We start from the raw sequence: 26257 nt of genomic DNA, 5'->3' as shown, positions 1-26257 counted from the left end.
AAAAGTTCTTTAAATGGATTGCAGACAAATGGGTCGGTGCCCAATCACATTCCGAAATCCAACATAACCTAGAAATGTAAGAATAGCAGAACAAAGGAGGTACTCATTATGGGTGCAGGTGGTTTTGGAAACGGCGGCGGATTCGCGTTTATTGTAGTATTGTTCATTTTATTAGTTATCGTCGGTGCTTCATGGTGTTAATTGAAGGCTGATGAATCAAGCTGATTGCCTTGCAATCGGCTTTCTTTATTTTCCAAGAAAAATTTCTATGCTAAACTTATTGAGTATACATAGCGTGCGTTAAGCTATGGAAAATTGCTTTTTGCCTTACCTTACTTGATTCCATCAAACAAAAGGGGTGCTCCTATTGAATTACGCGGAAGACTACCTTTCTTTCCTTTTCCATTTCCATGGGACAAGGGATTACTTCGAATGTCATGAAATTCTTGAAGAATATTGGAAGGAAACCGCACCAAAAGAGCGTGACTCTCATTGGGTCGGGCTCATTCAAATTGCGGTTGCCCTGTATCATGATCGCAGGGGAAACAAAAAAGGGGCTGCGAGGACCCTGTCTAAAGCCCTGGCAAATCTCCACTCTAAAAAGGCCGAGCTCCTGAAGTTGGGACTCGATCCAGAACGACTGTTCAAATTGCTCGAGGACACACATGAGCGAATTTTATCACAAAAGCCATATGAAAGCATTATTCTGCCGATAGCGGATCAAAGCTTGATCGAAAAATGCCAGTCCATGTGTTTGCATGAAGGGTACATATGGGGTGCAGATAGCGACATGGCCAATTCATCAATAGTCGATAAGCATCTAATGCGCGATCGTTCGGATGTCATTTCTGAAAGGGCTCGACAGCTATCCCTTCGAAAAACAAGAATGGAGGACCGCCCTTAAAGGTGGTCCTCCATTCAAGCTTTCATATTCAGAATTATTCACACCTGTCAAGAAAGCTTTCCGTAAACTCATTTGCTTTTAATTCTTTGTCAGGATATTGTTCCTTGATGGCCCTGACCATCGTTTTACCGATACCTTGCTTCCGAAAGGATGGATTTACAGATATATGTTGTATCTCAATGTGGTTTGGAGAGACCTCTATCCCGATCAAGCCAGTAATCTCTTCATCTTTCCATAAGAACAGCTGTAGATTTTCATCCGTTTCATAATTCTTCATCGTATTCCGAAGCGTTTTTATCTCTTTTTCATTTGGCATGAAAGATAATAATCCCATGGCAAACTTCTCATAACTTTTCTTATACTTAATCAACATAATATCCCTCGTTACTAAATAACGTTTTTATTATCTTCCTGTTTCCAATTAATTTGCTTTGAATAATAATCCTCACATATAACATTTACATCATACATAAAAACCTCGTTCGTTTCAACATCACTTTCAGCACTTGATTTATCGATGTGCTATGTGCTAAGCGATAAATAGCCAGTATATGATTCCCCACATCAAAGCGATAATAAGCATCATAAGTAAAAGAGTCTTATTACTTTTCCTCATCCCATACTCCCTTTATGAATGGTCCAAATATTTAAATAACGAATTCATTCTACTATAACTTAACACAATCTGACAAATATCCTTGCAATCTTGCTTCGATTTTACTACATTGGTAAAGTGATCTAGGTTCATAGAGTGCCATCTTAGGTATAAAAGACAAAGATACACCCAACTTCTTCGTTAAAAGAACGTAGCATCTTGGGCTATATAAATTTTTTTCAGGAAAATATGTATCTTTTTTATCCTTTGTTTCGTCAAATACTATGAATCTGATATGGAGTGCCGCCCTTTTATTGAAAGATTCCCAATTCAGCAGGAAAGTTAAGGAGGATTATCATGAAAAAAATGAATAAATGGGTCATTGTAACCATTTTATTATGTCTATTATTGCCATATAAAGCTTTTGCAGATGCAGCTGTTGGTGAAATGACCGTCACACTTGGTGAGAATTTGACAAATGAACAAAAAAATATGATTTTATCAGAAATGAAAGCACCTAATGATGTTGAAGTTCTAACGGTTACAAATGCGGAGGAACATGAATACTTAGGAGACTATATCGCTAGCCGTCTGATCGGTACAAAAGCGATTTCATCTTCTGCCATTACTTTGGAGGAAAAAGGTACAGGACTTAAACTGGAGTCGAAAAACATTAACTGGGTTTCCGATGAAATGTATATCAATGCCCTGGCAACTGCTGGAGTAAAAGATGCTACCGTTTATGTCACCGCACCTATACCCGTGTCCGGTACAGCGGCTTTGACAGGGGTCATTAAAGCCTATGAAATCTCTGCCGACAAGAAGATTCCTGAAGATGTGAAACAGGCAGCGAATGAAGAAATGGTGAAAACAGCAAAATTGGGTGACGAAATCGGTACAGAGGAAGCCTCTGCACTGGTTACGAAAATCAAAGAGGAAATGGCTGCAAATCCACCAGCCAATACTGAAGAGGTCCGTGAGGTTGTCGAGTCTTCAGCAAAAGACCTTGGAATCGCCTTAAATGATGATCAAGTCCAAAGTTTAATTGATTTATTCAATAAGCTAAAAGAATTGGATATTGATTGGAACGCTGTCGGTGATCAGCTTACTGCAGCTAAAGATAAGCTTTCCAATTTTCTTGAATCCGAAGAGGGTCAATCGTTTCTTGATAAATTGAAAGAAGTCTTCAGTAGTTTAATAGACGCGATCAAATCACTTTTCAGCTGAATCAAATAAAAAAAGGATGGCCAATGCCATCCTTTTTTTTATTCTTTATTGACGACTGCAGCTTCATGAAGGGCCAAATCCAAATGGATAAGATCTTCGTACGTCTCGCGTTTGATGACCAACCGGGCTTCCCCATTTTCGGCAAAGACGACAGCGGGTCTCGGAATCCGATTGTAATTATTAGACATGGAATATCCATATGCCCCTGTACAAAATACCGCCAAGACATCACCGCGGCCGGCTTTTGGCAATGGTAAATCCCATATCAACATATCTCCGCTTTCACAGCATTTCCCGGCAATGGACACTGTCTCTTCTACAGGGTCAAGCGGCCGGTTTGCAAGAATGGCATCATACTTCGCTTCGTATAGAGCTGGGCGTAAATTATCACTCATGCCCCCATCAACGGCAATATATTTACGGACATTTGGAACTTCCTTTTCAGAACCCACCTTGTACAGTGTCACACCGGCGTCTCCCACTAATGAACGGCCAGGTTCGATCCAGATTTCAGGCATCACTAAATCAGAATCAGCAATCAGGTTCTGCACTTCCCTGACGATTTCCTCAACATATTGAGAAGCCGGTAGCGGGTCGTCCTCTTGTGTATACCGGATCCCGAATCCCCCTCCGAGATTCAATACCTTTGGTTGAAACCCTATCGAGCCATGCCAATCATTCAGCTTACCGATAATTTTTTGGGCTGCAAGAAGGAAACCGGTCGTTTGAAAAATCTGGGAACCGATATGACAGTGCAGTCCTAGAACTTCCAGAAATTCACTTTTTAGTGCTTGTCGAAGGGCACCTTCGGCCTGACCGTTAATAAGATCAAAACCAAATTTCGAATCTTCTTGCCCTGTCAAGATATAATCATGCGTATGGGCTTCGATACCCGGTGTTACACGAAGTAGGATTTTCACCTTTTGTTCACGGTTTGTACAAATTTCCTCCAACAGTGTCAACTCTGAAAAATTATCGACTACTATACAGCCAATGTCATAATCCAAAGCCATATGTAGCTCTTCTTCACTTTTGTTATTTCCATGAAAGTGAATCCGTTCAGTTGGGAAATTTGCCTTAATTGCCGTATACAATTCCCCCGCTGAGACAACATCGAGAGAAAGTCCTTCTTGTTCAGCCAACTGGATCATGGCAATCGAAGAAAAGGCTTTACTTGCGTAAGCAACTTGAGCTGAGATCCCCAATTCCTCAAAAGTTCTCTTGAACCCTCTTGCCCGTTCGCGAATTAGCTCTACATCATAAACATATAATGGTGTACCAAATTTTTCGATCAGTTCGATCGTGTCCACTCCGCCAATCTCCAGATGTCCACGTTCATTGACACCACCGGTCCCGTACAAATACATATAGCCTCACCTTCCTGACTTAAAACTAAAGATTAATATGAAATGAGGCAGCCTCAAATAAAGTAACCCTACTGTAAGTGAAAAAGGGTCCTCTATTTGAACAAGCCTCATCCGAATCCTAAATATTGTTTCTATGACTGCTTAGTAGTTCGAAGGGAAAGACAGATTGGTTTAAACTCCAAAGAGTCATAGTAGCTCTATCTCTTTGTGAAGCCTAACATTACCGCTTTATCCGAATAAAATTAAATTACCACAACTTTTCGACAACATCAACCTTTAGATTTTCTCGGCTGCCTATATATATCCTGGGGATGTACAATACTCGGACGTTCTATAGTACCTGGATAAGGTCTTCTAAATATTATATGTGACAAGGCTTTCGGCTGAAACGGGAGAAGCGGCCATAAATAAGGTGTATTTAACGTTTTTATACTAGTAAGCATGATAATGTAGAGTGTGATGCCTATGATTAAGCCCGGCACTTTAAATAAAGCGACCAACACTAGCAGGACTAAACGGGAAATTTTATTTGCAACCCCCAATTCTAAACTTGGAGTGACAAATGTACCGATTGTCGCTACGGAAGCGTAGAGAACCACTTCAGGAACGAATAGGCCAACATCTATCGCTATCTGTCCTATCAAAACTGCCGCAACCAAGCCCATTGCCGTAGAAAGCGGGGTCGGGGTATGAACGGCCGCCATCCTTAAAAATTCTATCCCAATATCGGAAATGAAGATTTGGATCACAATGGGTATATGCGTTTTTTCATTCGGCCCGATATACTCGAACTTCTCCGGCAGGAGGGAAGGCTCTAAACAAAACAATAACCAAATCGGCAGTAAGAATAACGAAACGAAAATTCCCAAAAAACGTACCCAGCGCACCAAGGATCCAACAGTAGGCGCCTGCCGATACTCCTCAGCATGTTGCATGTGATGGAAAAGAGTGGACGGGGTAATGATGACACTCGGTGACGTATCCACATAAATAAGGACATGCCCCTCAAGTAAATGTGTTGCAGCTACATCTGCCCGTTCCGTGTACCTGACAAGCGGGTATGGGTTATATTTTTGCTTGACGATGAACTCTTCAATCGTTTTATCAGACATCGTAATGCCATCAACCTCAATACTATTCAATTCCTTACGAACGATATCTATCAAATCGGGATCGGCAATATCTTTAATGTAGCCGATGGATATATCCGTTTTCGATCGTTCACCTACATGCAACATTTCGAAACGTAATCTTTCATCCCGGATCCTCCGTCTCGTTATCGCTGTATTAACGATGATATTCTCAACAAAACCATCCCTTGATCCACGGACGACTTTTTCCGTATCGGGTTCTACTGGCTGTCTCCCGGGATAACTCCTGACATCCACAACCAATCCTATTGGTTTACCATCAACAACAATGACTATTAAACCGGATAATACCTGATCAACAAGCTCATCCATCGTCTTTATTTCCTCAACGGATTGGTGTACGAGCAAGTCTTTGACTGCATCAAAAACTTTAGTAGTCAAGATTTCAGCATTTTTGTTATGGATTAGAGATTCGAGGATTTCCATGATGAACTCTGTATCAGTCAGCCCGTTTATATAGTAAAGATGCACATCTTTTCTAAGGACCTTTATCCTTCTTACCCCTAAGTCGAAGCTGACGCCCAGACCTACTTTCTCTTTCATGTACGCGTCAACTTCCGCTACCCTATCCGGAATCGGTTTCATGTTTTCAGGTTTTTCTGAAGTCATCATGACCACTCCTTTCCAATATGATATCCACCGCTAGCTTCGTTATCGGTGCTCCTCTTTTAAAATCGTCCTGGTGGGACATTTTTCCGATATCCCCTATCCCCACTACTATGGGAACATGCAATTGATCGATGCAATACACTGTATCCCCTGTAATCTTACCCAGTTCGAATTCCTCGGCGCCGTATTTATCAACCCCGTTCGGTGTCAAATTGCCATCACGGTCAATACAGATATCCACCTTGGTCCATTCTTCCCTTCTAGACTTTGAAGCGACGGCTATCACTCCAAGGACATTAATATCAGGGTGACCTGCAACTACCTTCATTGCCTGTTCGCCGGATCCTTCACCGATGAAACCGCTATCATCAAACATGACCAATACTGGATCATACTTCGCCTTTTTTATTAATTCAACTAGCTCCAAGCCCGTATATCGTGATGGATTACCCTGGGACATGGAGATACATCTTCCCCCAATTTCCTTGGCTACATGCTCGACAGCCCGTTTCGCATACTCATCTCCATCCGTAATCAATATCACTTTTCGTTTGGTCACCATCTTGGGCCTACCTTTCATCATCAGGAATAGTTACCTCATAAACTTATAAATCGACAAAATAAATCCATTGGAATAATGATCCGGCTATTTTTCCCAATACGAGTGCCATTAACAGATAAATGATTTTCTCTTGAATTCCGATTCGCTTTGACAGAACCGGAAATACATTCAGGACTTCAGTTAAGGCAGCAGCAAGCATCCCATTAAAGATCCCGTCAGCCAAACCGATCGGAATTAATAAAAAATGCGGGAGGGAAAATTCCGTTTCCTGTAATCCTAACCATGTTCCTGCGACAACGCCGGCAATGATAGCTCCTTCGTAGTAATGTATCATTTTCATTGTTTTTGTCAGTTGAGTCAGTCTCGGAATCACCCCAAGTACAGTTAAAAACGCTACAAAACCGGCACCTGTCGCAAACCCCCCAGCTAAACCGACAAAGATTCCGAAGATGATTTTACCGGTCATCAAGGCGGCGCACGTTCTCCTTATTTTCATTCATGATTACATAACGGTCCAAATCCTGCTGATAGTTGAACATTTCAACCTCGAGCGGACTAGGTTCCTCATTGAAGCGTTTTTTAAAGAAGTGATTAAAAAATAGAATCATGCCTATACCAAGACCGAAGCTGTATGGGATTTGGATCAATAACGGCTTATCCTCCACTTTTCCCGTTATTATAGTAAAGATTTTTTGATGCACTTCCCCCATGCTGACATCCACATGAAAATTCATGATCGTCATCCCGCCGCCGACAAATAACAAAAACCAAACTAAGGCGAATGTCAGGTATGACATTTTCTTTTTCGAAAGGATGATTTCGATGATCGTTTGGGAGGGCCCGAATGTCTCCACTTCAATAGTCTGATCCATCTTGCGGATGGCCATGATAACTTGAGCCAAATCAATGACAATAATATTCCTATCTTCCTTCTTGACCGTTAATAATATGATTTCTTCAATTATGGTGATCACTTCTTCAGGTCCGATTATCCTTGCAATATCTTTTATCCTCACCGTTTGATTTCCCTTTACTTGTACACGGTTCCTCATCCTGATATATACAACTGCCACTATCATCACATCCCGACCTTTTATTTCCTTATGCTAGTAGTATGGATTGGAAACCAATTGAAAATGCAGGAAGTGAACCATGTCCAAATATTACTAAATTGAAAACAAAAAAAGACACGCTGCAATGACAGCATGTCTTTTTGATTTACATTCATACATTAATGAGTGGGGAAGAAAATCAGCTGAACCAAAAATATCAATCCAAAAATATAAATGAGCGGATGTACCGATTTCCCCTTACCACTGAATACCTTCATAAGGGGATATGTAATGAACCCGATTGCAATCCCTGTAGATATACTTGAAGTAAGCGGCATCGTTAAAATGATTGCAAATGCCGGAAATGCTTCATCGAAGATTTTCCAATTGACTTTAGCCAGTCCTTCCATCATGAAACATCCTACGATGATCAAAACGGGAGCTGTAATTGCTTGAACTGAAGAAATTGCCGATATCAATGGAGAAAAGAAAATCGATGCAGCAAACAAGATTGCCACGACAGTAGCGGTTAATCCCGTACGCCCGCCTGCGGCCACCCCCGTGCTCGATTCAACATAGGCCGTTGAAGGGCTTGTACCAAACATCGAGCCGACTGTCGTCGCAATCGCATCACCTAAAAAGGCTTTCTTGGCACGAGGGATTTTCCCATCTTTCGTTAGTCCTGCCTGTTCCGTCACGCCAATCAAGGTTCCTGTCGTATCAAAAATCGTCACAAGTAAAAAGGCGAAAACAATTGAATATAAAGAATTCGTGAAGACCCCAGCAATGTCGATATCGAAAAATACCGGTGTTGGAGGTACAGATAATACCCCATCGAAGTTGAGCAAACCAATAAAGTAGCCAATGATTGCCGTAATGATCATACCAATGAAAATGGCCCCTTTAATATTACGGGCCATAAAAATCAAGGTAATGAATAAGCCTGCTAACGCTAAAACGGTTCCAGGCTGATGCAAATCGCCAAGCGTCACCATCGTTGATTCATTAGGCACTACGATTCCAGCATTTTTCAATCCGATAAACGCAATGAATAAACCAATTCCGGATGTGATGCCATATTTTAATGAGTTAGGAATTGCATCAATTATCATTTTACGCAAGCTTGTCACGCTAATTAATAGAAATAGCAAACCAGCAATGAAAACCGTACCGAACACAGTCTGGTATGAGAGGCCCTGTGCCCCCACCACGCTGGCAAAATAAGCATTCAAACCCATACCTGGTGCTATCGCAATCGGGTATTTTGCAACGAGCCCCATGATAAGGGTGCCTATCACCGCTGATATGACCGTTGCCATGAAAACTTGTTCAAATGGAATTCCGATTGAAGACAATAAAGCCGGATTCACAATAAGGATATAAACCATAGTTAAAAATGTCGTAACACCCGCCATGACTTCTGTACGGACATCCGTCCCATTTTCTTTCAGGGAGAAAAACTTTTCCATAAACATATTTTAGACCTCCAGATCTAAAGGAAACACCGACAACCGTTTGCACGAAAAGGCAAGGTGTCCTAAAATTGTACTGCATCGACGCTTTTCGTGATCATTATTCGTTGAGTGTACGATAAAAAAACGAATGAAAAACGCGACCTTTACTATAATATTCGTTTTTAATCCTAAATTCAACTAAAAAATTCGACCCCACCCCTATTTTCAGCTCAAAAAAAACCACATGAATCACTGATTCATGTGGTTTTTCATTTGCTGAAGAATCTTCTTTTCCAGCCTTGACACCTGGACTTGGGAAATACCAAGCCTTGCCGCCACTTCCGATTGCGTCTGATCTTTATAATACCTCAGGAAAACAATCAGCCTTTCACGTTCATTCAATTCATGTATGGCTTCTTTCAAAGCGATTTGATCAAACCAGGATGTTTCATTATGGTCGGCAATCTGGTCAAGAAGAGTAATCGGATCTCCATCATTTTCGTAAACCGTTTCATGGATGGATGAAGGGCTCCTGCTAGCTTCTTGGGCCATGATGATTTCCTCTGGCGACAGCTCAAGGTGTTCCGCCAATTCATTGACGGTCGGAACACGGCCATACGTCTTTGAAAGTTCCTCTTTGGCCCTGCGAATTTTATTTGCCATTTCCTTTAATGACCGGCTCACTTTAACCGTTCCGTCATCACGGATAAAACGTTGGATTTCACCAATGATCATAGGCACAGCATACGTTGAGAATTTCACTTCAAACGATAAGTCAAATTTATCCACGGACTTCAACAGACCAATACAGCCTATTTGATAAAGGTCATCCGGTTCGTAGCCTCGATTGAGGAATCTTTGCACTACTGACCATACAAGCCTCAGATTGCTATTGACAATCAGATTCCTCGCATCTTGGTCACCGCTTTGGCTGCGTTGGATTAAATTCCGCAATTCCTCATCTTTTAAATGGGGCTGGCCTTTCTTGCTCTTCTCGTTTTTAACCTCCACATCCATATGCAAGTCTCCCTTAATTGCACAAAGCTCTGCTTGTAGTTAAGTGCTTTTTTAATCGAATGATCGTGCCTTCGCCCTTATGGGAAATTATATTGATTTCATCCATGAAGTTTTCCATGATGGTGAATCCCATACCGGAACGTTCAAGTTCGGGTTTTGTCGTAAATAACGGCTGTTTAGCCTCCTCGACATCTTCAATGCCCAGTCCTTCATCCCGGATGGTCAATTCCACAGTATCTCCTTCGATGACCACTGAAATATAGACCCAACCTTCCGGGTCACTCTCATACCCATGGATAATCGAATTCGTAACGGCTTCCGACACGACAGTCTTGATTTCTGTCAATTCATCCATCGTCGGGTCCAGTTGGGCGATGAATGCCGCAACAGTTACCCTGGCAAAAGATTCATTTTGGCTAAGTGCAGAAAATTTCGTTTCCATTTTATTTTTCATCTTAGGCAACCCCCAGTCTTTGCAAAGCGTTTTTTTCGGATAGTTCCATTTTAACAATTTTAAACAACCCTGACATCTCAAATAACCGCTTTACTGCTGGAGAAATTGCACAGACCACCATTTCACCTTGCTTTTTGTTTACCTGCTTATAACGCCCTAAAATAACTCCGAGTCCTGAACTGTCCATAAAATCCAATTCTTCCATGTTGAGGATAATATGCTTGATATTATGCTTTTGAATGGCTGCCTCTGCCTGGTTTTTCAATTTTTCTGCTGTATGATGATCTAAATCACCTTTGAGACGAATGCACAATACGCGATTTTTCGCCTCCATATTAATCGTAAGACTCATTATATACAGCCTCCTTCACTGTCTTATAAAGAGTCAAATTCTCTTTTTCACCTGCCGATTCCTCCTTACTAGCAAAACTAGTGGAGTTTCGCCTAAATTAGTACGATTAACAGGCATTGCGACAATTTATTCTATTTCGCCTGGGTAAACATGCCGAATGCCCGTTTATACAATTGCCACCAAGTGGCATTTTCAACAGTTTCCTTCGCAACAATCGGAGATTCGACATACACCTTACCGTTTTTCTTCAATTCAAGCGTACCAATTTCATCACCTTTTTTAATCGGGGCAGCCAAATCTTTATCAAGCGTGATTTTTTTTGTGAAGTCCTTTGCCGTTCCGTTTTTGGCTGTCAAAACTGAAATAGGTTCACTTGTCACTCCCACCACGGATTTCTTTTGGCCTTTACTTACCTTGGCTTCACCTAACACCTCGCCGCGTTTATAAATCGGGTATGTGATGTATTGTGAAAATGCATAATCCAGCATCTTGGTGACCTGAGCGTTTCGTTCCTTTGGAGAAACAGCTCCGAAAACGACGGCAATGACGCGCATATTCCCTTTTTTAGCAGTCGCTGTCAAACAATACTTCGCTTCATTTGTGAATCCTGTCTTCAGTCCATCGACCCCAGGATAAAATTTCACCAATCTGTTCGTGTTGACAAGCCAGAATTTCTTTTCGGTATTTTCACGGAGATAATCTTCATATGTACCCGTGAACCTTGTAATCGTATCGTATTTCAATAATTCCTTCGCCATGATCGACATATCATGTGCAGAACTGTAATGATCTTTAACAGGTAAGCCTGTTGCGTTTTGGAACTTTGTATTTTTCAACCCGAGGTCTTTCACCTTTTTGTTCATTTTCCTAACAAACTCTTCTTCCGATCCTTCAAGACGTTCAGCCATCGCCACCGATGCATCATTCGCCGAACCAATCGAGATGCCCTTGAGCATTTGTTCTGTGGTCATTTCTTCACCTGGCTCGAGGAAGATCTGGGAACCGCCCATCGATGCTGCATACTCACTAGTCCTGATTTTCTCCTTCATGCTAAGTTCGCCTTTATCGATTGCCTCCATGATCAGCAGCATCGTCATGATTTTCGTCATGCTTGCCGGTGAAAGACGAGCATCTGCATTTTTATCATAGAGAACAGTACCTGTATCCCGTTCAATCAAAATAGCGGATTTAGCATTTGCCGCCAATTCGACTCCTTTTTCTTCAGCTGCTTTTGTATGCGGGATGCTAAAACCCATTGCTACCAATACGGTTAAAAATAGAGAAAGAATCCGCTTCATCTCCATACCCTCCAATCTTTATAGGTTTTATTTTTTCCATTAAACCCATTTTTATACAAATAAAGATGAATTTTGAACATATACTGGATATCGGGTAACAAAGTTAACCAAATTAAAAGAGGATGCGCATGGGCATCCTCTTTTAAACATTCAATGGGATAGACGTAAAAAGGCCGCTCAAAAGCTGAAGTGAACCCAAAAAGTTAGACACTTTATTTAATTAGGCAACCTTGAGGGCATGAACCCGGTAATCTACTGGGCTCATGCCTTTTAATTTCACTTTGATTCGTCGGTGATTGTAATAATGGATATAATCTTCTAGTTCTTGTTTGAAATGCTCCATGCTGTCAAACTTCTGTAAATAAAGTAATTCAGATTTTAGTAAGCCAAAGAAGTTTTCTATGACTGCATTGTCTAAACAATTTCCTTTGCGGGACATGCTTTGTATAATGTTGTGTCTTTTCAAATCATATGAGTATTGTTTCATCTGGTAATGCCAGCCCTGATCTGAATGAAGAATGGGGGAATCTTTCGATTCCAATCGCATAAAGGTTTGGTCAAGCATCTTGGAGACTAAGGGATAAATAGGACGTGATTCGATATTGTAAGCAATGATCTCTCCATTAAATAAGTCTAGAATGGGCGATAAATACAACTTTTCTACCTTATAAATGAAATTCAGTTACGTCCGTGACCCATTTTTGATTTGGCTTTATTGCCTTAAAATTACGATTGAGGATATTAGGCGCAACCTTTCCAATCTTGCCTTTGTATGAACGGTATCTCTTCATTCGGACCAGACACTTTAGCCCTAACTCCTTCATTAATCGAAGGACCGTTTTATGGTTCATTTGAATCCCTCTATTACGTAATTCCAATGTAATGCGTCGATACCCGTATCTCCCTTTATTCGTATGAAATATCTCCTTGATAACTGGCTTTATTTCTTCGTATTTATCCTGACGCCCGAAGGCGTTAATCCAATAATAATAGGTACTCCGTGCAGATTTGCGATGGACAGCAGTAGCCCTTTAAATTAAAATCTCCCCTAGTTCATGTACTACTTTCGCTTTTTGCGTTCGGACGCTTCGCTTTCTTGAACTAAGGCTCTCAACCTTTTTAAATATGCATTCTCTGCACGTAATCTTTCATTTTCAGCCTGTAACGCCTCTAATGACCCTTCTACTGGTTTTTTCTTCGTATCTTTTTTCATGGATGGACGCCCCTTTTTCTTCGTTTCAAGAGCGTCAACTCCTTTCCCCTCCAATTGCTTTAGCCACTTAGTAATATTGAAGAAGAAGCAATGTTATACACAGCAGCTGCATGGGTACAAGACACTCCAAAATCGTTCATATAGTTTAGTACATCCATCTTAAAGCTAATCATAATTTGTATAGGTAGACATTAGCCCTTCTATACCATGTTCTTTATAATGCGCCACCCATTGCTTTAAAGGAGTCAAACTGGTATTAAATTGATTGGCTACAGTTCTAAATGAGTCAACTCCTACTAAATAAGCAAGGACAGCTTTTAATTTCAACTCTAATGAATATTTTGTCATAAAAAATAGCACCTCCAATTGTTTGATAGTGTCTAACAATTGGGGTGCAGTTCATCAAAAGCACGGCCTTTTTTTTGGAAAATGCTTATTCCATGATCTCTTTATAGATCAATGTAGGTTTTTCTATTTTCTCTTTTGAAATCGCAATGCTCTCATACAATTTTTCTTTCACCTTTGAAACATCTTCAAAGTTGCTGTAAATCGTCACAAGGGATTCACCTTTTGCCACGGTTTCCCCGATTTTTTTACGAAGTACCAGTCCGACTGCCAAATCAATCTCTGATTCTTTTGTCGCCCGCCCGGCGCCTAACAGCATAGCTGCCGTTCCTACTTCATCAGCGATGATTTCCGATACATATCCGTCCTCTTTCGCTTCCAGCTCGAAAGTATGAGCAGCCTGCGGTAGTTTTTCCGGCTGATCTACAACCGAACCATCGCCTCCCTGCGCTTCCAGGAAAACCTTGAATGAGTTAAGTGCAGAACCATCCTTAATCGCATTTTCCAGCAAGGTTCTTGCTTCTTCCAGCGAGCTTGCCTTTTTGGCAAGGTATACCATATGGCTTCCCAGTGTTAAAGAAAGTTCCGTTAAATCTTCCGGTCCCTCTCCTTTAAGCGTATCGATGGCTTCCTTCACTTCTAAAGCATTTCCGATTGCATAACCCAACGGTTGGCTCATATCGGAAATGACAGCCATCGTATTTCGCCCCACATTGTTTCCAATGCTAACCATTGCATGCGCCAACTCTTCGGAATCTTCGAGAGTTTTCATGAAAGCGCCCGCTCCCGTTTTAACATCAAGAACGATTGCATCAGCACCAGCGGCGATTTTCTTACTCATGATCGAGCCAGCAATCAACCCTATACTGTTAACGGTAGCCGTAACATCTCGTAATGCATATAACTTTTTATCGGCTGGAGTAAGGTTACCACTTTGTCCAATGACAGCTATCTTATTTTTATTAACAAGTCGAATGAACTCGTCATTTTCTATTTCGACATGAAATCCTTTTACAGACTCCAATTTATCGATCGTTCCGCCTGTATGGCCAAGACCGCGTCCTGACATTTTTGCCACTGGAACACCTACAGCAGCAACCAATGGTCCAAGCACCAGGGTTGTGGTATCACCAACACCGCCTGTTGAATGTTTATCGACCTTAATTCCTTCAATCATCGATAAATCAATTTGATCTCCTGATTCGACCATTGCCATCGTTAGATCAGCACGTTCCTGCTCATTCATGCCTTTGAAATAAACAGCCATTGACCAAGCGCTCATTTGGTAATCCGGAATCGATCCATCGGTAAACCCTTTGATGATGAACTGTATTTCTTCTGTAGTAAGAGCCTTTCCATCACGCTTTTTCTCGATTAAATCTACCATTCTCATATTAGAATCCCTACTTTTTTAAAGACACCGCTTCTCTTTAGGTGTACTTGTATTTTTTGGTTCTTTTTAAATGTCTTTAACGATATTCTTAACAAATTCCAGAAAACTGCTTTTCACTTTTTCCGTCGTTTCAATTACCTCTTCATGCGACAAAGGCTGATCGAGAATGCCTGCGGCCATATTGGTAAGGCATGAGATTCCGAGCACCTTCATATCACTATGCCTTGCTACGATAACTTCCGGAACTGTCGACATACCAACTGCATCCCCGCCAAGGATCCTTGCCATTTTCACTTCTGCCGGTGTCTCATAGGTCGGTCCTGTATTTCCGATATAGACACCTTCTTTAATATCCAATCCTAGTGAAGCTGCTATTTTTTTTGCTTGCGTCCGAAGGTCTTTATTATAAGCCTCCGACATATCAGGGAATCTAGGGCCGAAACGCTCTTCATTAGGACCAATCAATGGGTTTGCCCCCATTAAATTAATATGATCCGTAATGAGCATCAAGTCACCTGGTTCATAGCTTTCATTAACGCTTCCGGCAGCATTCGTTACAATTAGCTGCTCAACACCAAGAAGTTTCATTACACGTACAGGAAAAGTGACCTTCTCCATGGAGTAACCCTCATAAAAGTGGAAACGTCCTTGCATGGCTACAACTTTTTTGCCGCTTAAATGACCAATGACAAGCTGTCCAGCGTGTCCTTCAACAGTCGATACCGGGAATTCCGGGATTTCGTGGTATGGAATCGTTATGGGATTTTCAATTTCATCCGCCAATACTCCAAGTCCGGAACCAAGAATCAGTCCTATCTCCGGAGAGCCTTCAATTTTACTTTTTATAAATGACGCAGCAGTCTCTATTTTATTAAACATCTATTTAATCTCCCCTAAATTTAGATCGCCCAATATATTTTTCCCGAAGGCAGGCATTTTCACATCAAAATTAGCAGCGACCGTCGCCCCAATATCAGCAAATGTATCTCTTATCGGGAGTTCGGCACCTTCTTTAAATCGTTTGGAATAGACTAATAATGGTACATATTCACGTGTGTGATCGGTTCCTTCATGGACCGGATCATTCCCGTGATCTGCAGTGATGATCAATAAATCATCCTCTTTCAGTTTATCAAGGACTTCCGGCATCCTAGCATCGAATTCTTCCAATGCCTTTCCGTATCCCTCTGGATCGCGGCGGTGACCGTATAAAGCATCGAAGTCGACAAGATTAAGGAAACTTAACCCTTTGAAATCCTGTTCTACAGTTTGGATTAATTTATCCATTCCATCCATATTGGATACGGTCCTTAATGATTCAGTGACGCCTTCCCCATCAAAGATATCCGAGATCTTCCCGATTGCGAGCACATCATATCCAGAATCCTTCAATTCATCCATTACTGTCCGGTTAAAAGGCTTCAATGCATAATCATGACGGTTAGGCGTTCTTTTGAAGTTGCCTGGTTCACCTGTGAACGGTCTGGCAATCACGCGTCCAACCTTGAACTCATCAGCCATTGTCACTTCACGGGCAATTTCACAAATCTTGTATAATTCGTCTATCGGGACGATATCTTCATGTGCAGCAATCTGTAATACGGAATCAGCTGATGTATATACGATCAGCGCCCCCGTTTTCATATGTTCCTCGCCAAGTCTTTCAATGATTTCCGTGCCGCTTGCCGGGACGTTCCCAATAATTCCCCGCCCCATCTTCGCCTCGAGTTCATTGACTAATAATTCAGGAAAACCATCTGGAAATACACGGAATGGAGTCGATATATTCAATCCCATTATTTCCCAATGCCCAGTCATCGTATCTTTTCCTGTAGAGGCTTCTTTCATTTTCGTATAGTATGCGAGAGGTTGCTGAGCTTTATCAATTCCCTTGATTTCACGGATATTGCCTAAACCCAATTTTGCGAGAGTCGGCATGTTCAATCCATTCATTTTTTCTGCGATATGGCCGAGTGTATCCGCCCCTTTATCGCCGAATAAATCTGCATCAGGTGCTTCGCCAATTCCAACTGAATCCATAACTATTACAAATATTCGTTTAAATGCTGAATTCCCTTTCATGAGTCATTCCTCCTAAAATAGTAAATCACTTTTTATACTCTCTATAATACCCTTATTCTGCTCAGTTACTCTTCATTTAAATGAAATCGCGAGAACGTCAGAAGTCTGACCTCTCTACATTGTAAACGATTACCATGATGGAGACAAATAATATATTTCGGAATGAAACAAAGTGCCATTTGACGTGGCAAGAATCATCAGCAGCCATTATAGCAGGAAAGTCCACGATGAAAAAAAGGCTGCTCCTTCAACTGCCTCGCAGTTAAATTCACAACCTCTCTATCATTCTACTATTCTTTTAAGCTCGCGGATGGAATTTTGAATAAACATCCTTGATCCGTACGTTCGTAATATGTGTATAAATTTGAGTTGTCGAAATATCCGCATGACCCAGCATTTCTTGGACGGCACGTAAATCAGCCCCGTTCATCAATAGATGTGTCGCGAAAGAATGTCTTAGTGTATGCGGTGTTATTTCTTTTTCTATTTGTGCCGATTTTACAAGTTTTTTTAGAATCTTCCAAAATCCCTGCCTTGTCAGCCTGTTGCCATGATGATTCAAAAAAAGTGAATCTGTCCTGTGCTTGGGGCTGGCCATTTTCCCCCGGGAACTATCCATATAATGTTCAATCGCTCCCAATGCAGTTTGGCCAATCGGAATGATCCTCTCTTTATTCCCTTTCCCTACACAACGGACAAAACCCATCGATGCATGGACATCACTCATATCCATGGATATCAACTCACTGACACGCATACCCGTCGCATACATCAGTTCTAGCATCGCCTTATCGCGCAAACCAAATTCATCCATTTTCTTCGGGGCTTCCAATAGTGCTTCAACCTCTTCCATGCTTAATACCTTTGGAAGGCTTCGTTCCGGTTTTGGCGTTTCAATATGTATGGACGGATCCTGATCCGTTACTTTTTCCCTTAGAAGAAATTGATGAAAAGACCGAATGGAGGCTATATGACGCGCCACCGTCTTCGATGATTTCCCTTGATCCTTCAAATGCACAAGAAAATGCAAGATGTTCCCCCGCCGTGAATCATTCCAATCTTCAATGGTTTCGACATCTTTCAGATAGCTCCAATATGATCTTAAGTCACGCTCATACGAGACGAGCGTATTCTTGGCAAGTCCTTTTTCAATGGTTAAAAAATGAATGAAATCCCTAATTTGATTCTCCATATTCATTACTCCCCGTTTAAATAAAACAACATTAAGCGTTCAAGCCATGCATCATCACCCGTATCAACAGCCTTCGATACCTTTACAGCCATGCCTTTCGGTTCATCATAACGATGATAACTTTGATATTCCTGATTTAACCATACCATTCCTATATAAAAAAGAACAGTGAAGCTAACAAAGAGAACCATCACTTTAACCGTATGCAAAACAAGCGATAATGATGTTTTCATCATCTTTCCCCTCCCATTCGATCCTTTGTATCAATCTATGCCCAACGGGACAAGTTTTATACGTGTTTCGGAAAGGAGAAAACAAAAACAGCTCTTACTTGAGAAAATAGGCTTTTAAAATGCAGAAAACCTTCTCCATTAAATGGAAAAGGTCCGACTTCATTCACCTTAATTTTCTTCTTTGTCATGACATCGATGACAAATGCCATGAAAGGTTAATCTATGGTCTTTTATCTTGAAGTTCCAGTCGCGTTCCACAATGTCTTCTACGTCTTCAAGTAGGTCTTCCTGGATCTCATCTACCGCACCACATTCCACACAAACAAGATGATGATGGAAATGCGCAGCTCCTTCTTGTCTTAAATCATAACGGGAAACCCCGTCTCCAAAGTTAATTTTATCTACTATCTTCAATTCAGTCAGCAACTCTAGCGTACGGTAAACTGTTGCCAATCCAATTTCCGGCGACTTTTCTTTGACAAGGAGGTAAACGTCTTCTGCGCTTAAATGATCCTCTTCATGCTCAAGTAAAACGCGGACGGTCGCTTCTCGCTGAGGCGTTAATTTGTAGCTGGACGAGTGTAACTGCTTTTTTATCCTATCAATTCTGTTTTCTATTTCCATACCTAATATTCCCTCCCGCGCCGCTATCCTATCCATTATATCAAAAGAGGGAAAACTGTCAAAATAGATTTCTTGTTAATGATAAAAAAATTTCCACGAACGGCAAATTTTCATTAATGACCCAATAAACTTACGACATTTTTCATTAAAGAAGGGGATAGGTACGCTTCAAATGCAGCAGCCGTAATCAAAAATAACCCCGACAAAACCAATGAGAAAATATACCGTGAAATTATCGGCTTCAGCGGTTCACGAACCTGCTTAAGGAAAATCCGGCTGATCATTTTCATTGATAGTGAGACGGCAAGGACAGTTATTACGATGAATATCGGGACGATGAATATATTTTGGGGCAGAATAGCGACAAACGATAATAAGAACCCGCTCCATCCCATTTGATTGACTAAAAAGCCGACTGTGAATCCAACAACCATCCCTTTTATAAATAACAAAACCAGGATGACAGGCAAACCGATGACCGATATTCCGAGAATCCAGATGACCCCGATATATTTTATATTATGCATAATACTTTGGCTGAACATATCATGCGAAGATGCAAATTCACCTTTGGATACTTGTCCGAAAAATTGCGATAAATAATAGAACAAGTCTTCCTTTTGGGTAAAGCTCAAACTATTCACCAATATTGCCCCAAAAATGACACCCATCAAAAAAAGCACAGTGATAAAGACATATAATGAGGAATGTTCGTTAATATGTTTCATTACGGCATTTTGTACGACAGATTTTTTTTTCATCTTTCATCCTCCCAACTCCGCTTACTAGAATCTATGTTTTCTCTCTCTCGTTTATGCTAAGAAAACTTACCCCTCAGCCGAACACTTTGAACCCAATTCATGTTATAATTTTCCATACCAATGATATGGAGGCAGGATATGAAAGCTATATTAATGGATTTTCCCGAAAAAATTGAAACCCCACGATTATATCTAAGACCTTGTCAGCCTGGCGATGGCCTGGACGTTCACGAAGCCATTGTCCATTCTAAACCTGAATTGAAACAGTGGCTGCCGTTTGCCCATCAAGATGTTTCTTTGGAAACTTCTGAACAGAACGTCCTTAAGTCCTTTGCGGACTTTATTTTAAAAGAGGATATTAGACTCCATATTTATAGGAAAGAAGACGATCAATTCATCGGTTCCACTGGTCTGCACCGAATTAACTGGGATATCCCTAAATTCGAAATTGGCTATTGGATTGATACGAGATACAGTAAACTGGGCTACATGATGGAGGCAGTGGAAAAGTTAACCAAATTCGCCTTTTACCATTATGGCGCAAAACGAGTCGAAATCCGCTGTGACCCTAATAATATTGCCAGCAACCGGATTCCCGAGAAGCTGGGGTACACCCTTGAAGGAATTTTGCGTAATGATTGCCTTAGTGCAGACGGCAAGGAAGTACGGGACACCTCCATTTATGCAAAAACAAAAAACTAAAAAAGTCCTGACAGATCTCATCTGTCAGGACTTTTTTTCAGGTTAATTCCTTTTTGACCTTTCCGTACTTTCCTCCGCCCCCCACTTCAAAAGAAAGCGTTCCTTTTCTGGCAGAATCGATGTAGCCCGCCAATTTTTCAGGAACGATTTCCATGAGCTGTTCAAGCGTAACTTCATGAAGGATATTCATCTCTGTTCCAAATGCCACCAGCAGTTTTTCCATGGATTTAGGTCCGAGTCCTGGGATGAAATCGAGTGGTACTTGATGGATATATGGCGGCCTTTCCCTTCCGTATCTTCCTTCCATCTCGGAAATGGAGAGTTCTTCGATCCTGGACGATACCCCTTTAATAATGGATTTATTACCACATTCGGGACATTGTTCACTATCCCTCAATACCTGGTGTAAGCACCCTGAACATACGGTTTGATGATACTTTCCCAATAAGGGGTTCAATCCATAATTAACAGTCACCTTACGATTCCCTTTTTCTTTAAGGGCTTTTGCCAGCTCATTGAAACTTGGTTCTTCAAGCAGGACTTTTTGATATTCACGAGCGATTTTCCCAAGCGAATGCGCATCGGAATTTGTCACGAATACATAGGAGTCCAACTCCTCGATATCCTTGACCATTTCTGTATCTGAACTTAAACCAAGTTCGATGGCATCAATTAGCTTCGGATCGAATACTTCTGTCAGACTGGATCGCACCCCTTTTCCATACAAGCTTTTAAATGGGGTGAAAACATGTGCCGGGATAAACAGGCCGCCCAGTGACTTAACGATCTTTTGCAGCGTTCTTCCATCACAATAAATCCTTTGGGAGCTCAAGGTGATATTTTTAACATGTCCGCTCATCCATGAGGAGAAGTCCTTCATCGCTTTTAAAGTGGGAAAATAGGCGAGGACATGGATCGGTCCCTTACAATTCTGATCATAAATTTCAATCTCCGAGCCTGGAATGATGGTTGTATTCTTGTATTGAAGTCCGCCTTCAAGCTTTTCCGTGATTTCGCCATCCAGAATCCCCGCTTCGATCTCTTCGATAATTTCAGGAGAATGGCAATCGATTATCCCGATTAGATCAAGACCCTTCCTTTCACTTGCCACTTGCAGCACATTGCTGAAGGTTAACGTTTTAGCACCTGTTATTTTTACGGCCCTTCCGCTTCTCGTTCTGCCTATATGGATATGCAGGTCAGCGTAAAACTCTTTCATTTATGATGTCATCGCCTTTTTCAACTGCAGATACTGAACTGCATATGCCGTTTTGGCATCCTGGATCTTCCCTTCATCCAGGTAAGTTTGAGCTTCCTCCAACGTGAGTTCAAGCATCTCGACAAATTCATCTTCATCCAGTGGGGCCGCATTTTCTTTCTTTTTCAAATTGTGGGCCACATACAGGTGGACCAATTCATCGGCGAAACCTGGGGATGTATAGAATGATATGATGTGCTCCATTTTTCCACATTCATAACCTGTCTCCTCTTCCAGCTCCCGTTCAGCCGACAGAACCGGTTCTTCGCCTTTTTCCAGCTTTCCTGCAGGAATTTCCACCAAGCTTCTCTCCAGCGCTTTACGGTACTGTTCAACCATGATGATTTTATTTTCTGCCGTGAGAGCTATGATGGCAACCGCTCCCGGATGTTTGATTATTTCACGTTTACCCGTTTTCCCATCAGGAAGCTCTACATCATCCACTTGCAGGCTGATTACCTTTCCTGTGAAGATTTTTTCCGAAGACAGCGTTTTTTCTTCAAATTTTTTCATCCTGACCACTCCTCTGTTCTAATTGCAGCATGATTCCTCATACATTTTACCATAATAGAGATGGAGGGCGATTTAATGAAAGTTTACGTATTGGAAAAAAGCGTTACTTTATCCGGAAAGAGTTGGGAAATCCTTCAAAAACTAAAACAATTACAAAATCAATATGTCTATATCAATGATTGGATTGCCGACATACATGATCAGGTGCCGCCCACTTCTTTAAAACGGATCAAGTGAATTCTTTGAGTGAAATGGATTTCTCCCTTACAATGAATGTAAAGGGAGTGGATAACATGAAAACACGCAGACTAGGAAATTCAGACTTGCTAGTTTCTGAAATCGGGCTCGGATGCATGTCATTGGGGACTGTTGAAAATCAGGCATCCGAAATCATACAGGCCGCTTTAGATGAAGGAATCAATTATTTTGATACTGCTGACTTATATGATTTCGGTATGAATGAAGAAATCGTCGGAAAGAATTTAAAATCGGTCCGTGATAAGGTATACATAGCCACCAAGGTCGGAAACCGCTGGAATGAAAATAAAGATGCCTGGAGCTGGGATCCATCTGGCACTTATATTAAAACGGCAGTAAAAGATAGCTTAAAGCGATTGGGGACTGATTATATTGATCTTTATCAGTTACATGGCGGCACCATTTCAGACAATATCGGAGAAACGGTAGAAGCATTTGAAGATTTGAAAAAAGAGGGCTATATCCGATATTATGGAATTTCCTCGATTCGTCCGAATGTAATCAAGGAATTCACCGAAAAGTCTGATCTTGATTCCGTGATGATGCAGTTTAATCTACTTGACCGCCGCCCAGAAGAGTGGATGTCCCTTTTGGCCAACAAACAGATCAGCATCATCGCCCGTGGCCCCCTTGCCAAAGGATTGCTTAGTGAAAAAATGCTTGAAAAGGCAAATGAGGATGGATACCTTGACTATAACTATCACGAACTTAAAGATTTGCTTCCGCAATTAAAGGACAAACTTTCTGATAGGAAGTTGAATGAAACGGCTCTTCAATATGTATTGTCCCATCCTAGCGTCGCTACCGTTGTACCTGGAGCAAGCTCAGTACAGCAGCTCCGTGAGAACTGCCAAGCCGCTAACAGCCCTTCACTGTCCAAAACCGAGTTGGATATCTTGAAGCAGTTGACCAAAGCGAACAAATATGAAAGTCACCGGGATTAAAAAGAACAGGACCATAACTAAATGTTTCAAAAGAATGTCAGGACGACCTTTAGGCTGCACTATCCCCGTTTAACCAACGTGATAGGCAGCCTTTTTCCGTTCCATCGTTTTTTCGCCATACTGCTTCTGTACCGCTTTCAAGTTTCCAATCATTCCAATTCCAATCCCTCTCCAAACCAATTTTGATCGATAACTTCATACAAATGATTTTTCAACTTTTTCATTGGACAATCTAAAATCAATGTTGTACAATTCAATTGTACACAATTGAAAATAAGAAGGTAAGGGAGAAAAAAATGATGACAAAAACAATATTTACAACGTCTGTAACAGTTGATGGCGGAAGAGAAGGAACGGCAATTTCTGCTGACGGCAACTTCACGGTTGATATTGCGATGCCTGGAACACCAAGGGCTAAACAGATGCCTGAAGCATCTAATCCGGAACAGCTTTTTGCAGCTGGATATGCTGCATGTTTTGATAGTGCTTTGCAATCAGTTGGTAAAATTGAACGCGTTTCTTTCGATTCCAAAGTCACCGCAAGCGTCAGCCTATTGATGGGTGAGATGCATCAGTACAGCTTGGCTGTAACTTTGGCTGTGAAGGGATCCGGGGTCGACAAGGAGACATTCGAAACCCTTGTTCATAAAGCACATCAAATGTGCCCTTATTCAAAAGCAATCAACGGTAATGTGGACGTCGCCTTTGAAATAGATGTAGATTAACGGACCTTCTTCGTGAATATCCGACAAAAAGACGCTTGGGGTTCCCAAGCGTCTCTTTGCTAAAATTTCTGTAATGTTTTCAATAGTTGGATCAGTGAAGCTTTTAAATCCTCAACCACCTTCTTATCCTCACCCGACATAGCCGAAATGCGATCGGGAATTAAACAGGCCTCTTCCTGTAAACCAAGTCCCTTTTCCGTCAACTTAATCATGACAGACCGTTCATCTTCAGTGGAACGTTCACGGATAATCAAGCCATTCTGCTCCATTCGTTTCAACATGGGGGTAAGCGTTCCTGAGTCGAGGGCAAGGAGCTCCCCTAGCTTTTTTACTGTAAGTGTATCCTGTTCCCATAATAGAAGAAGAACAAGATATTGAGGATATGTCACTTCGAGTTTATCAAGCAGCGGTTTATATTTCTTCGTCATTTCCCTTGAACTTGCATAAAGCAGGAAACATAATTGGTCTTCCAGTACTTTTTCTATTTTACTTTGCATCATATCACCAGCTAATAGTAGTCCATCCGATATGAAAGCATATCGAACTTATCTTTAATATAATCGTTATACTTTATAAAATAAAGGAATATCAGCAAGGAATGGTCTTCCTGAACAGAAAAAGGGAGCAAGCCCTCTTAAAACTGCTCCCTGCTCTTCATTTATAGTTCTTCCAGTTCAGATTGCTTTCACCCAATAGTTCTTCGAATGATTTATTCTTCTCCCGCCGCTTTCTTTCTTCGCGTTTTTTTTCTTCTTCCGCTGCCCTTTTCTCTTGTTCAGCCTCATTAAGTTCCTTTTGCTTTTGACGAAGCTGGGACATGATATCTTGATTGATCATATCACCAAGTTTCAATGAAGATGAATCTTTATCTTGGCTTTTGCTTTGATTTTGATTTCGCTGCTGTTTCTTTTTCATCCTTAAAACCCCCTGGCCATTTATGAAATTATTATATCACGACTGCCGTTTTCCTCGTCATGGTTTTCAAACAGTGTTTTCCCATTTCCCTCATGGTAAAATAAAGAAAATCAACGAGGAGGACCTTTCATGAAGAAATGGTGGTTTACACTGGCTGGAATCCTATCATATATCATCGGCGTCGGCATTTATTTTTCCAATCGGATCATGTACATGAAAAAGAAGGAAGATGATTTTATCCAGAATCGTGAAATCATGGCTAAACGCCTGATCATGGAGGATTTTGATAATCTGCCTAAAACGGAAATTTGGGTATCGTCACCATCCGGATATTCCTTGAAATGCTTGTTTATCGAACCGCATGATACCAATAAGTGGGTGGTCATTTCTCATGGTGTGACGGAGAACAAAGTCAATTCGATTAAGTACATGAATATTTTTCTTAAGCGGGGCTTCAATGCCATCATTTATGATCACCGCCGGCATGGGGATTCCGGTGGCAAGACGAGCAGTTATGGACATTATGAAAAATTCGACCTGAAGGCCGTAATCGATGAATTGAAAAGACGTAAAGGTCCCGACCTTCATATTGGCATTCATGGAGAATCCATGGGGGCCGTAACCCTGCTTTTATATGCCGGAATGCTTGAAGATGGTGCTGATTTTTACATTGCCGACTGTCCATTTTCAAATTTCGAGGATCAGATCAAATACCAGCTTAAGCATGTAGTCCCACTTCCTTCTTGGACCGTGTTTCCGCTTGGGCGTACGTTCATCAAACTCCGTGATGGATATTGGACCAATGAAGTGTCCCCAATCGATTATATGAAAAATATCCGAAACCCCGTGCTCTTCATCCATAGTGAAAATGACAGTTTCATTCCCGCTTCCATGACAGCGGAATTATATGCAGCAAAAGAGGGCCCAAAGCAGCTTTACATCGCTAAAAAAGGGGCCCACGCTCAATCTTATAATGAAAATCCAAAAGAATATGAAGATCAAATCGATCAGTTTCTAAAACTTGTCTGAGAAGAAAAGAGAGAGGGTATCCAAGATT

The 26257-nt window shown here is 41.3% G+C and carries 31 protein-coding genes and 1 pseudogene; 8 read left to right on the top strand and 24 right to left on the bottom strand.

Annotated elements, in window-relative coordinates; genetic code table 11:
- Nucleotides 1-108: 108 nt before the first annotated feature.
- Nucleotides 109-201, top strand: a complete 93-nt coding sequence (locus QFZ73_RS21250; protein ID WP_072273196.1) for a YjcZ family sporulation protein — start codon at nt 109-111, stop codon at nt 199-201.
- 166 nt (nt 202-367) lie between these two features.
- On the top strand, nt 368-904 hold the full coding sequence (locus tag QFZ73_RS21245; protein ID WP_307270369.1) for a DUF309 domain-containing protein: 537 nt from the start codon (nt 368-370) through the stop codon (nt 902-904).
- A gap of 34 nt (nt 905-938) precedes the next feature.
- Here QFZ73_RS21245 and QFZ73_RS21240 read toward each other — a convergent pair whose 3' ends face one another.
- Nucleotides 939-1277, bottom strand: a complete 339-nt coding sequence (locus tag QFZ73_RS21240; RefSeq protein WP_251434983.1) for a GNAT family N-acetyltransferase — start codon at nt 1275-1277, stop codon at nt 939-941.
- A gap of 588 nt (nt 1278-1865) precedes the next feature.
- Here QFZ73_RS21240 and QFZ73_RS21235 point away from each other — a divergent pair.
- Complete coding sequence (locus tag QFZ73_RS21235; RefSeq protein ID WP_373459021.1) at nt 1866-2726, top strand: DUF1002 domain-containing protein; 861 nt, start codon at nt 1866-1868, stop codon at nt 2724-2726.
- Between the two features lie 38 nt (nt 2727-2764).
- On the opposite strand, the gene lysA is transcribed toward QFZ73_RS21235, so the two are convergent.
- From lysA to spoIIM, 18 genes and pseudogenes are all read right to left on the bottom strand, one after another.
- Nucleotides 2765-4093, bottom strand: coding sequence for a diaminopimelate decarboxylase (lysA, locus tag QFZ73_RS21230; RefSeq protein WP_251434980.1), 1329 nt, complete (start codon nt 4091-4093; stop codon nt 2765-2767).
- Nucleotides 4094-4362: 269 nt separating this feature from the next.
- The gene (locus QFZ73_RS21225) at nt 4363-5856 is read right to left on the bottom strand and encodes a spore germination protein (RefSeq protein WP_373458960.1); all 1494 of its coding nucleotides are present in this window, start codon (nt 5854-5856) and stop codon (nt 4363-4365) included.
- Nucleotides 5834-6415, bottom strand: coding sequence for a stage V sporulation protein SpoVABEA (spoVAEA, locus tag QFZ73_RS21220; RefSeq protein ID WP_251434976.1), 582 nt, complete (start codon nt 6413-6415; stop codon nt 5834-5836). Before spoVAEA ends, QFZ73_RS21225 begins: the two co-directional genes overlap by 23 nt.
- Nucleotides 6416-6458: 43 nt before the next feature.
- Nucleotides 6459-6881: a stage V sporulation protein AB gene (locus QFZ73_RS21215; RefSeq protein ID WP_148358836.1), complete on the bottom strand. Its 423-nt coding sequence runs from the start codon at nt 6879-6881 to the stop codon at nt 6459-6461.
- A complete protein-coding gene (locus QFZ73_RS21210) occupies nt 6871-7494 on the bottom strand; it encodes a stage V sporulation protein AA (protein ID WP_285847333.1) in 624 nt (207 codons plus the stop codon). Before QFZ73_RS21210 ends, QFZ73_RS21215 begins: the two co-directional genes overlap by 11 nt.
- A 152-nt stretch (nt 7495-7646) precedes the next feature.
- On the bottom strand, nt 7647-8936 hold the full coding sequence (locus QFZ73_RS21205) for an NCS2 family permease (RefSeq protein WP_063233185.1): 1290 nt from the start codon (nt 8934-8936) through the stop codon (nt 7647-7649).
- A 234-nt stretch (nt 8937-9170) separates the two neighbouring features.
- Nucleotides 9171-9938, bottom strand: coding sequence for an RNA polymerase sporulation sigma factor SigF (gene sigF / locus QFZ73_RS21200; protein ID WP_034308137.1), 768 nt, complete (start codon nt 9936-9938; stop codon nt 9171-9173).
- Between the two features lie 13 nt (nt 9939-9951).
- Nucleotides 9952-10392: an anti-sigma F factor gene (gene spoIIAB / locus QFZ73_RS21195; protein ID WP_034308139.1), complete on the bottom strand. Its 441-nt coding sequence runs from the start codon at nt 10390-10392 to the stop codon at nt 9952-9954.
- 1 nt (nt 10393) lies between these two features.
- On the bottom strand, nt 10394-10744 hold the full coding sequence (gene spoIIAA / locus QFZ73_RS21190) for an anti-sigma F factor antagonist (RefSeq protein WP_034308142.1): 351 nt from the start codon (nt 10742-10744) through the stop codon (nt 10394-10396).
- Between the two features lie 131 nt (nt 10745-10875).
- Entirely contained in the window at nt 10876-12042 is a 1167-nt protein-coding gene (locus QFZ73_RS21185; protein ID WP_307270350.1) for a D-alanyl-D-alanine carboxypeptidase family protein, read from the bottom strand.
- A 220-nt stretch (nt 12043-12262) separates the two neighbouring features.
- Nucleotides 12263-13603: pseudogene (locus QFZ73_RS21180) on the bottom strand (IS3 family transposase).
- 85 nt (nt 13604-13688) lie between these two features.
- Nucleotides 13689-14993: a pyrimidine-nucleoside phosphorylase gene (locus QFZ73_RS21175; RefSeq protein WP_076365531.1), complete on the bottom strand. Its 1305-nt coding sequence runs from the start codon at nt 14991-14993 to the stop codon at nt 13689-13691.
- Nucleotides 14994-15059: 66 nt separating this feature from the next.
- Entirely contained in the window at nt 15060-15872 is an 813-nt protein-coding gene (locus tag QFZ73_RS21170; RefSeq protein ID WP_307270343.1) for a purine-nucleoside phosphorylase, read from the bottom strand.
- Complete coding sequence (gene deoB / locus QFZ73_RS21165) at nt 15873-17075, bottom strand: phosphopentomutase (protein WP_251434967.1); 1203 nt, start codon at nt 17073-17075, stop codon at nt 15873-15875.
- Between the two features lie 298 nt (nt 17076-17373).
- Entirely contained in the window at nt 17374-18267 is an 894-nt protein-coding gene (xerD, locus tag QFZ73_RS21160; RefSeq protein ID WP_251434965.1) for a site-specific tyrosine recombinase XerD, read from the bottom strand.
- A 5-nt stretch (nt 18268-18272) separates the two neighbouring features.
- Nucleotides 18273-18500, bottom strand: a complete 228-nt coding sequence (locus QFZ73_RS21155) for a YqzK family protein (protein WP_251434963.1) — start codon at nt 18498-18500, stop codon at nt 18273-18275.
- 168 nt (nt 18501-18668) lie between these two features.
- Nucleotides 18669-19118: a ferric iron uptake transcriptional regulator gene (fur, locus tag QFZ73_RS21150; RefSeq protein WP_034311309.1), complete on the bottom strand. Its 450-nt coding sequence runs from the start codon at nt 19116-19118 to the stop codon at nt 18669-18671.
- Nucleotides 19119-19237: 119 nt separating this feature from the next.
- Nucleotides 19238-19885, bottom strand: coding sequence for a stage II sporulation protein M (gene spoIIM / locus QFZ73_RS21145; protein WP_034308157.1), 648 nt, complete (start codon nt 19883-19885; stop codon nt 19238-19240).
- Nucleotides 19886-20023: 138 nt separating this feature from the next.
- On the opposite strand from spoIIM, the gene QFZ73_RS21140 reads away from it, so the two are divergent.
- Nucleotides 20024-20587 (top strand): GNAT family N-acetyltransferase, encoded by a 564-nt coding sequence (locus QFZ73_RS21140; RefSeq protein ID WP_251434961.1) that lies wholly within the window; start codon nt 20024-20026, stop codon nt 20585-20587.
- A 37-nt stretch (nt 20588-20624) separates the two neighbouring features.
- Here the strand turns inward: QFZ73_RS21140 and QFZ73_RS21135 are convergent, their stop codons facing one another.
- Together QFZ73_RS21135 and QFZ73_RS21130 are read right to left on the bottom strand one after the other, a co-directional pair.
- Nucleotides 20625-21806, bottom strand: coding sequence for an endonuclease Q family protein (locus QFZ73_RS21135; protein WP_251434958.1), 1182 nt, complete (start codon nt 21804-21806; stop codon nt 20625-20627).
- Complete coding sequence (locus tag QFZ73_RS21130; protein WP_307270328.1) at nt 21807-22358, bottom strand: NUDIX hydrolase; 552 nt, start codon at nt 22356-22358, stop codon at nt 21807-21809.
- Between the two features lie 75 nt (nt 22359-22433).
- Between QFZ73_RS21130 and mciZ the strand changes: the two genes are divergently transcribed.
- Nucleotides 22434-22595, top strand: coding sequence for a Z-ring formation inhibitor MciZ (gene mciZ, locus QFZ73_RS21125; protein ID WP_251434954.1), 162 nt, complete (start codon nt 22434-22436; stop codon nt 22593-22595).
- 56 nt (nt 22596-22651) lie between these two features.
- Nucleotides 22652-23560, top strand: a complete 909-nt coding sequence (locus QFZ73_RS21120) for an aldo/keto reductase (RefSeq protein ID WP_307270326.1) — start codon at nt 22652-22654, stop codon at nt 23558-23560.
- 49 nt (nt 23561-23609) lie between these two features.
- On the opposite strand, the gene QFZ73_RS21115 is transcribed toward QFZ73_RS21120, so the two are convergent.
- On the bottom strand, nt 23610-23759 hold the full coding sequence (locus tag QFZ73_RS21115) for a hypothetical protein (protein ID WP_251434950.1): 150 nt from the start codon (nt 23757-23759) through the stop codon (nt 23610-23612).
- Nucleotides 23760-23859: 100 nt separating this feature from the next.
- On the opposite strand from QFZ73_RS21115, the gene QFZ73_RS21110 reads away from it, so the two are divergent.
- Nucleotides 23860-24285 carry an Ohr family peroxiredoxin gene (locus QFZ73_RS21110; RefSeq protein ID WP_251435007.1) on the top strand — a complete coding sequence of 142 codons (426 nt, stop codon included), beginning with the start codon at nt 23860-23862 and terminating at the stop codon, nt 24283-24285.
- Nucleotides 24286-24344: 59 nt separating this feature from the next.
- Here QFZ73_RS21110 and QFZ73_RS21105 read toward each other — a convergent pair whose 3' ends face one another.
- Both QFZ73_RS21105 and QFZ73_RS21100 read right to left on the bottom strand, forming a co-directional pair.
- On the bottom strand, nt 24345-24782 hold the full coding sequence (locus QFZ73_RS21105; protein WP_251434948.1) for a MarR family winged helix-turn-helix transcriptional regulator: 438 nt from the start codon (nt 24780-24782) through the stop codon (nt 24345-24347).
- A gap of 157 nt (nt 24783-24939) precedes the next feature.
- Nucleotides 24940-25200: a YqkE family protein gene (locus QFZ73_RS21100; protein ID WP_063233136.1), complete on the bottom strand. Its 261-nt coding sequence runs from the start codon at nt 25198-25200 to the stop codon at nt 24940-24942.
- 129 nt (nt 25201-25329) lie between these two features.
- Between QFZ73_RS21100 and QFZ73_RS21095 the strand changes: the two genes are divergently transcribed.
- Complete coding sequence (locus tag QFZ73_RS21095; RefSeq protein ID WP_251434946.1) at nt 25330-26229, top strand: alpha/beta hydrolase; 900 nt, start codon at nt 25330-25332, stop codon at nt 26227-26229.
- The last annotated feature ends 28 nt before the right edge of the window (nt 26230-26257 follow it).

Source organism: Peribacillus sp. V2I11, from assembly GCF_030817135.1.
GTDB classification, from domain to species: domain Bacteria; phylum Bacillota; class Bacilli; order Bacillales; family DSM-1321; genus Peribacillus; species Peribacillus simplex.
Note: the sequence above shows the minus strand (reverse complement) of the source record. Positions and strands in the feature narration are given on the sequence as shown.

Bases quoted from the DNA above. Each gene is read 5' to 3' on its own strand.
- QFZ73_RS21250 (WP_072273196.1), top strand. From the start codon at position 109: ATGGGTGCAGGTGGTTTTGGAAACGGCGGCGGATTCGCGTTTATTGTA.
- QFZ73_RS21240 (WP_251434983.1), bottom strand. From the start codon at position 1,277: ATGTTGATTAAGTATAAGAAAAGTTATGAGAAGTTTGCCATGGGATTA.
- QFZ73_RS21235 (WP_373459021.1), top strand. From the start codon at position 1,866: ATGAATAAATGGGTCATTGTAACCATTTTATTATGTCTATTATTGCCA.
- lysA (WP_251434980.1), bottom strand. From the start codon at position 4,093: ATGTATTTGTACGGGACCGGTGGTGTCAATGAACGTGGACATCTGGAG.
- QFZ73_RS21225 (WP_373458960.1), bottom strand. From the start codon at position 5,856: ATGATGACTTCAGAAAAACCTGAAAACATGAAACCGATTCCGGATAGG.
- spoVAEA (WP_251434976.1), bottom strand. From the start codon at position 6,415: ATGGTGACCAAACGAAAAGTGATATTGATTACGGATGGAGATGAGTAT.
- QFZ73_RS21215 (WP_148358836.1), bottom strand. From the start codon at position 6,881: ATGACCGGTAAAATCATCTTCGGAATCTTTGTCGGTTTAGCTGGGGGG.
- QFZ73_RS21210 (WP_285847333.1), bottom strand. From the start codon at position 7,494: ATGATAGTGGCAGTTGTATATATCAGGATGAGGAACCGTGTACAAGTA.
- QFZ73_RS21205 (WP_063233185.1), bottom strand. From the start codon at position 8,936: ATGGAAAAGTTTTTCTCCCTGAAAGAAAATGGGACGGATGTCCGTACA.
- sigF (WP_034308137.1), bottom strand. From the start codon at position 9,938: ATGGATGTGGAGGTTAAAAACGAGAAGAGCAAGAAAGGCCAGCCCCAT.
- spoIIAB (WP_034308139.1), bottom strand. From the start codon at position 10,392: ATGAAAAATAAAATGGAAACGAAATTTTCTGCACTTAGCCAAAATGAA.
- spoIIAA (WP_034308142.1), bottom strand. From the start codon at position 10,744: ATGAGTCTTACGATTAATATGGAGGCGAAAAATCGCGTATTGTGCATT.
- QFZ73_RS21185 (WP_307270350.1), bottom strand. From the start codon at position 12,042: ATGAAGCGGATTCTTTCTCTATTTTTAACCGTATTGGTAGCAATGGGT.
- QFZ73_RS21175 (WP_076365531.1), bottom strand. From the start codon at position 14,993: ATGAGAATGGTAGATTTAATCGAGAAAAAGCGTGATGGAAAGGCTCTT.
- QFZ73_RS21170 (WP_307270343.1), bottom strand. From the start codon at position 15,872: ATGTTTAATAAAATAGAGACTGCTGCGTCATTTATAAAAAGTAAAATT.
- deoB (WP_251434967.1), bottom strand. From the start codon at position 17,075: ATGAAAGGGAATTCAGCATTTAAACGAATATTTGTAATAGTTATGGAT.
- xerD (WP_251434965.1), bottom strand. From the start codon at position 18,267: ATGGAGAATCAAATTAGGGATTTCATTCATTTTTTAACCATTGAAAAA.
- QFZ73_RS21155 (WP_251434963.1), bottom strand. From the start codon at position 18,500: ATGAAAACATCATTATCGCTTGTTTTGCATACGGTTAAAGTGATGGTT.
- spoIIM (WP_034308157.1), bottom strand. From the start codon at position 19,885: ATGAAAAAAAAATCTGTCGTACAAAATGCCGTAATGAAACATATTAAC.
- QFZ73_RS21140 (WP_251434961.1), top strand. From the start codon at position 20,024: ATGAAAGCTATATTAATGGATTTTCCCGAAAAAATTGAAACCCCACGA.
- QFZ73_RS21135 (WP_251434958.1), bottom strand. From the start codon at position 21,806: ATGAAAGAGTTTTACGCTGACCTGCATATCCATATAGGCAGAACGAGA.
- QFZ73_RS21130 (WP_307270328.1), bottom strand. From the start codon at position 22,358: ATGAAAAAATTTGAAGAAAAAACGCTGTCTTCGGAAAAAATCTTCACA.
- mciZ (WP_251434954.1), top strand. From the start codon at position 22,434: ATGAAAGTTTACGTATTGGAAAAAAGCGTTACTTTATCCGGAAAGAGT.
- QFZ73_RS21120 (WP_307270326.1), top strand. From the start codon at position 22,652: ATGAAAACACGCAGACTAGGAAATTCAGACTTGCTAGTTTCTGAAATC.
- QFZ73_RS21115 (WP_251434950.1), bottom strand. From the start codon at position 23,759: ATGAAGTTATCGATCAAAATTGGTTTGGAGAGGGATTGGAATTGGAAT.
- QFZ73_RS21110 (WP_251435007.1), top strand. From the start codon at position 23,860: ATGACAAAAACAATATTTACAACGTCTGTAACAGTTGATGGCGGAAGA.
- QFZ73_RS21105 (WP_251434948.1), bottom strand. From the start codon at position 24,782: ATGCAAAGTAAAATAGAAAAAGTACTGGAAGACCAATTATGTTTCCTG.
- QFZ73_RS21100 (WP_063233136.1), bottom strand. From the start codon at position 25,200: ATGAAAAAGAAACAGCAGCGAAATCAAAATCAAAGCAAAAGCCAAGAT.
- QFZ73_RS21095 (WP_251434946.1), top strand. From the start codon at position 25,330: ATGAAGAAATGGTGGTTTACACTGGCTGGAATCCTATCATATATCATC.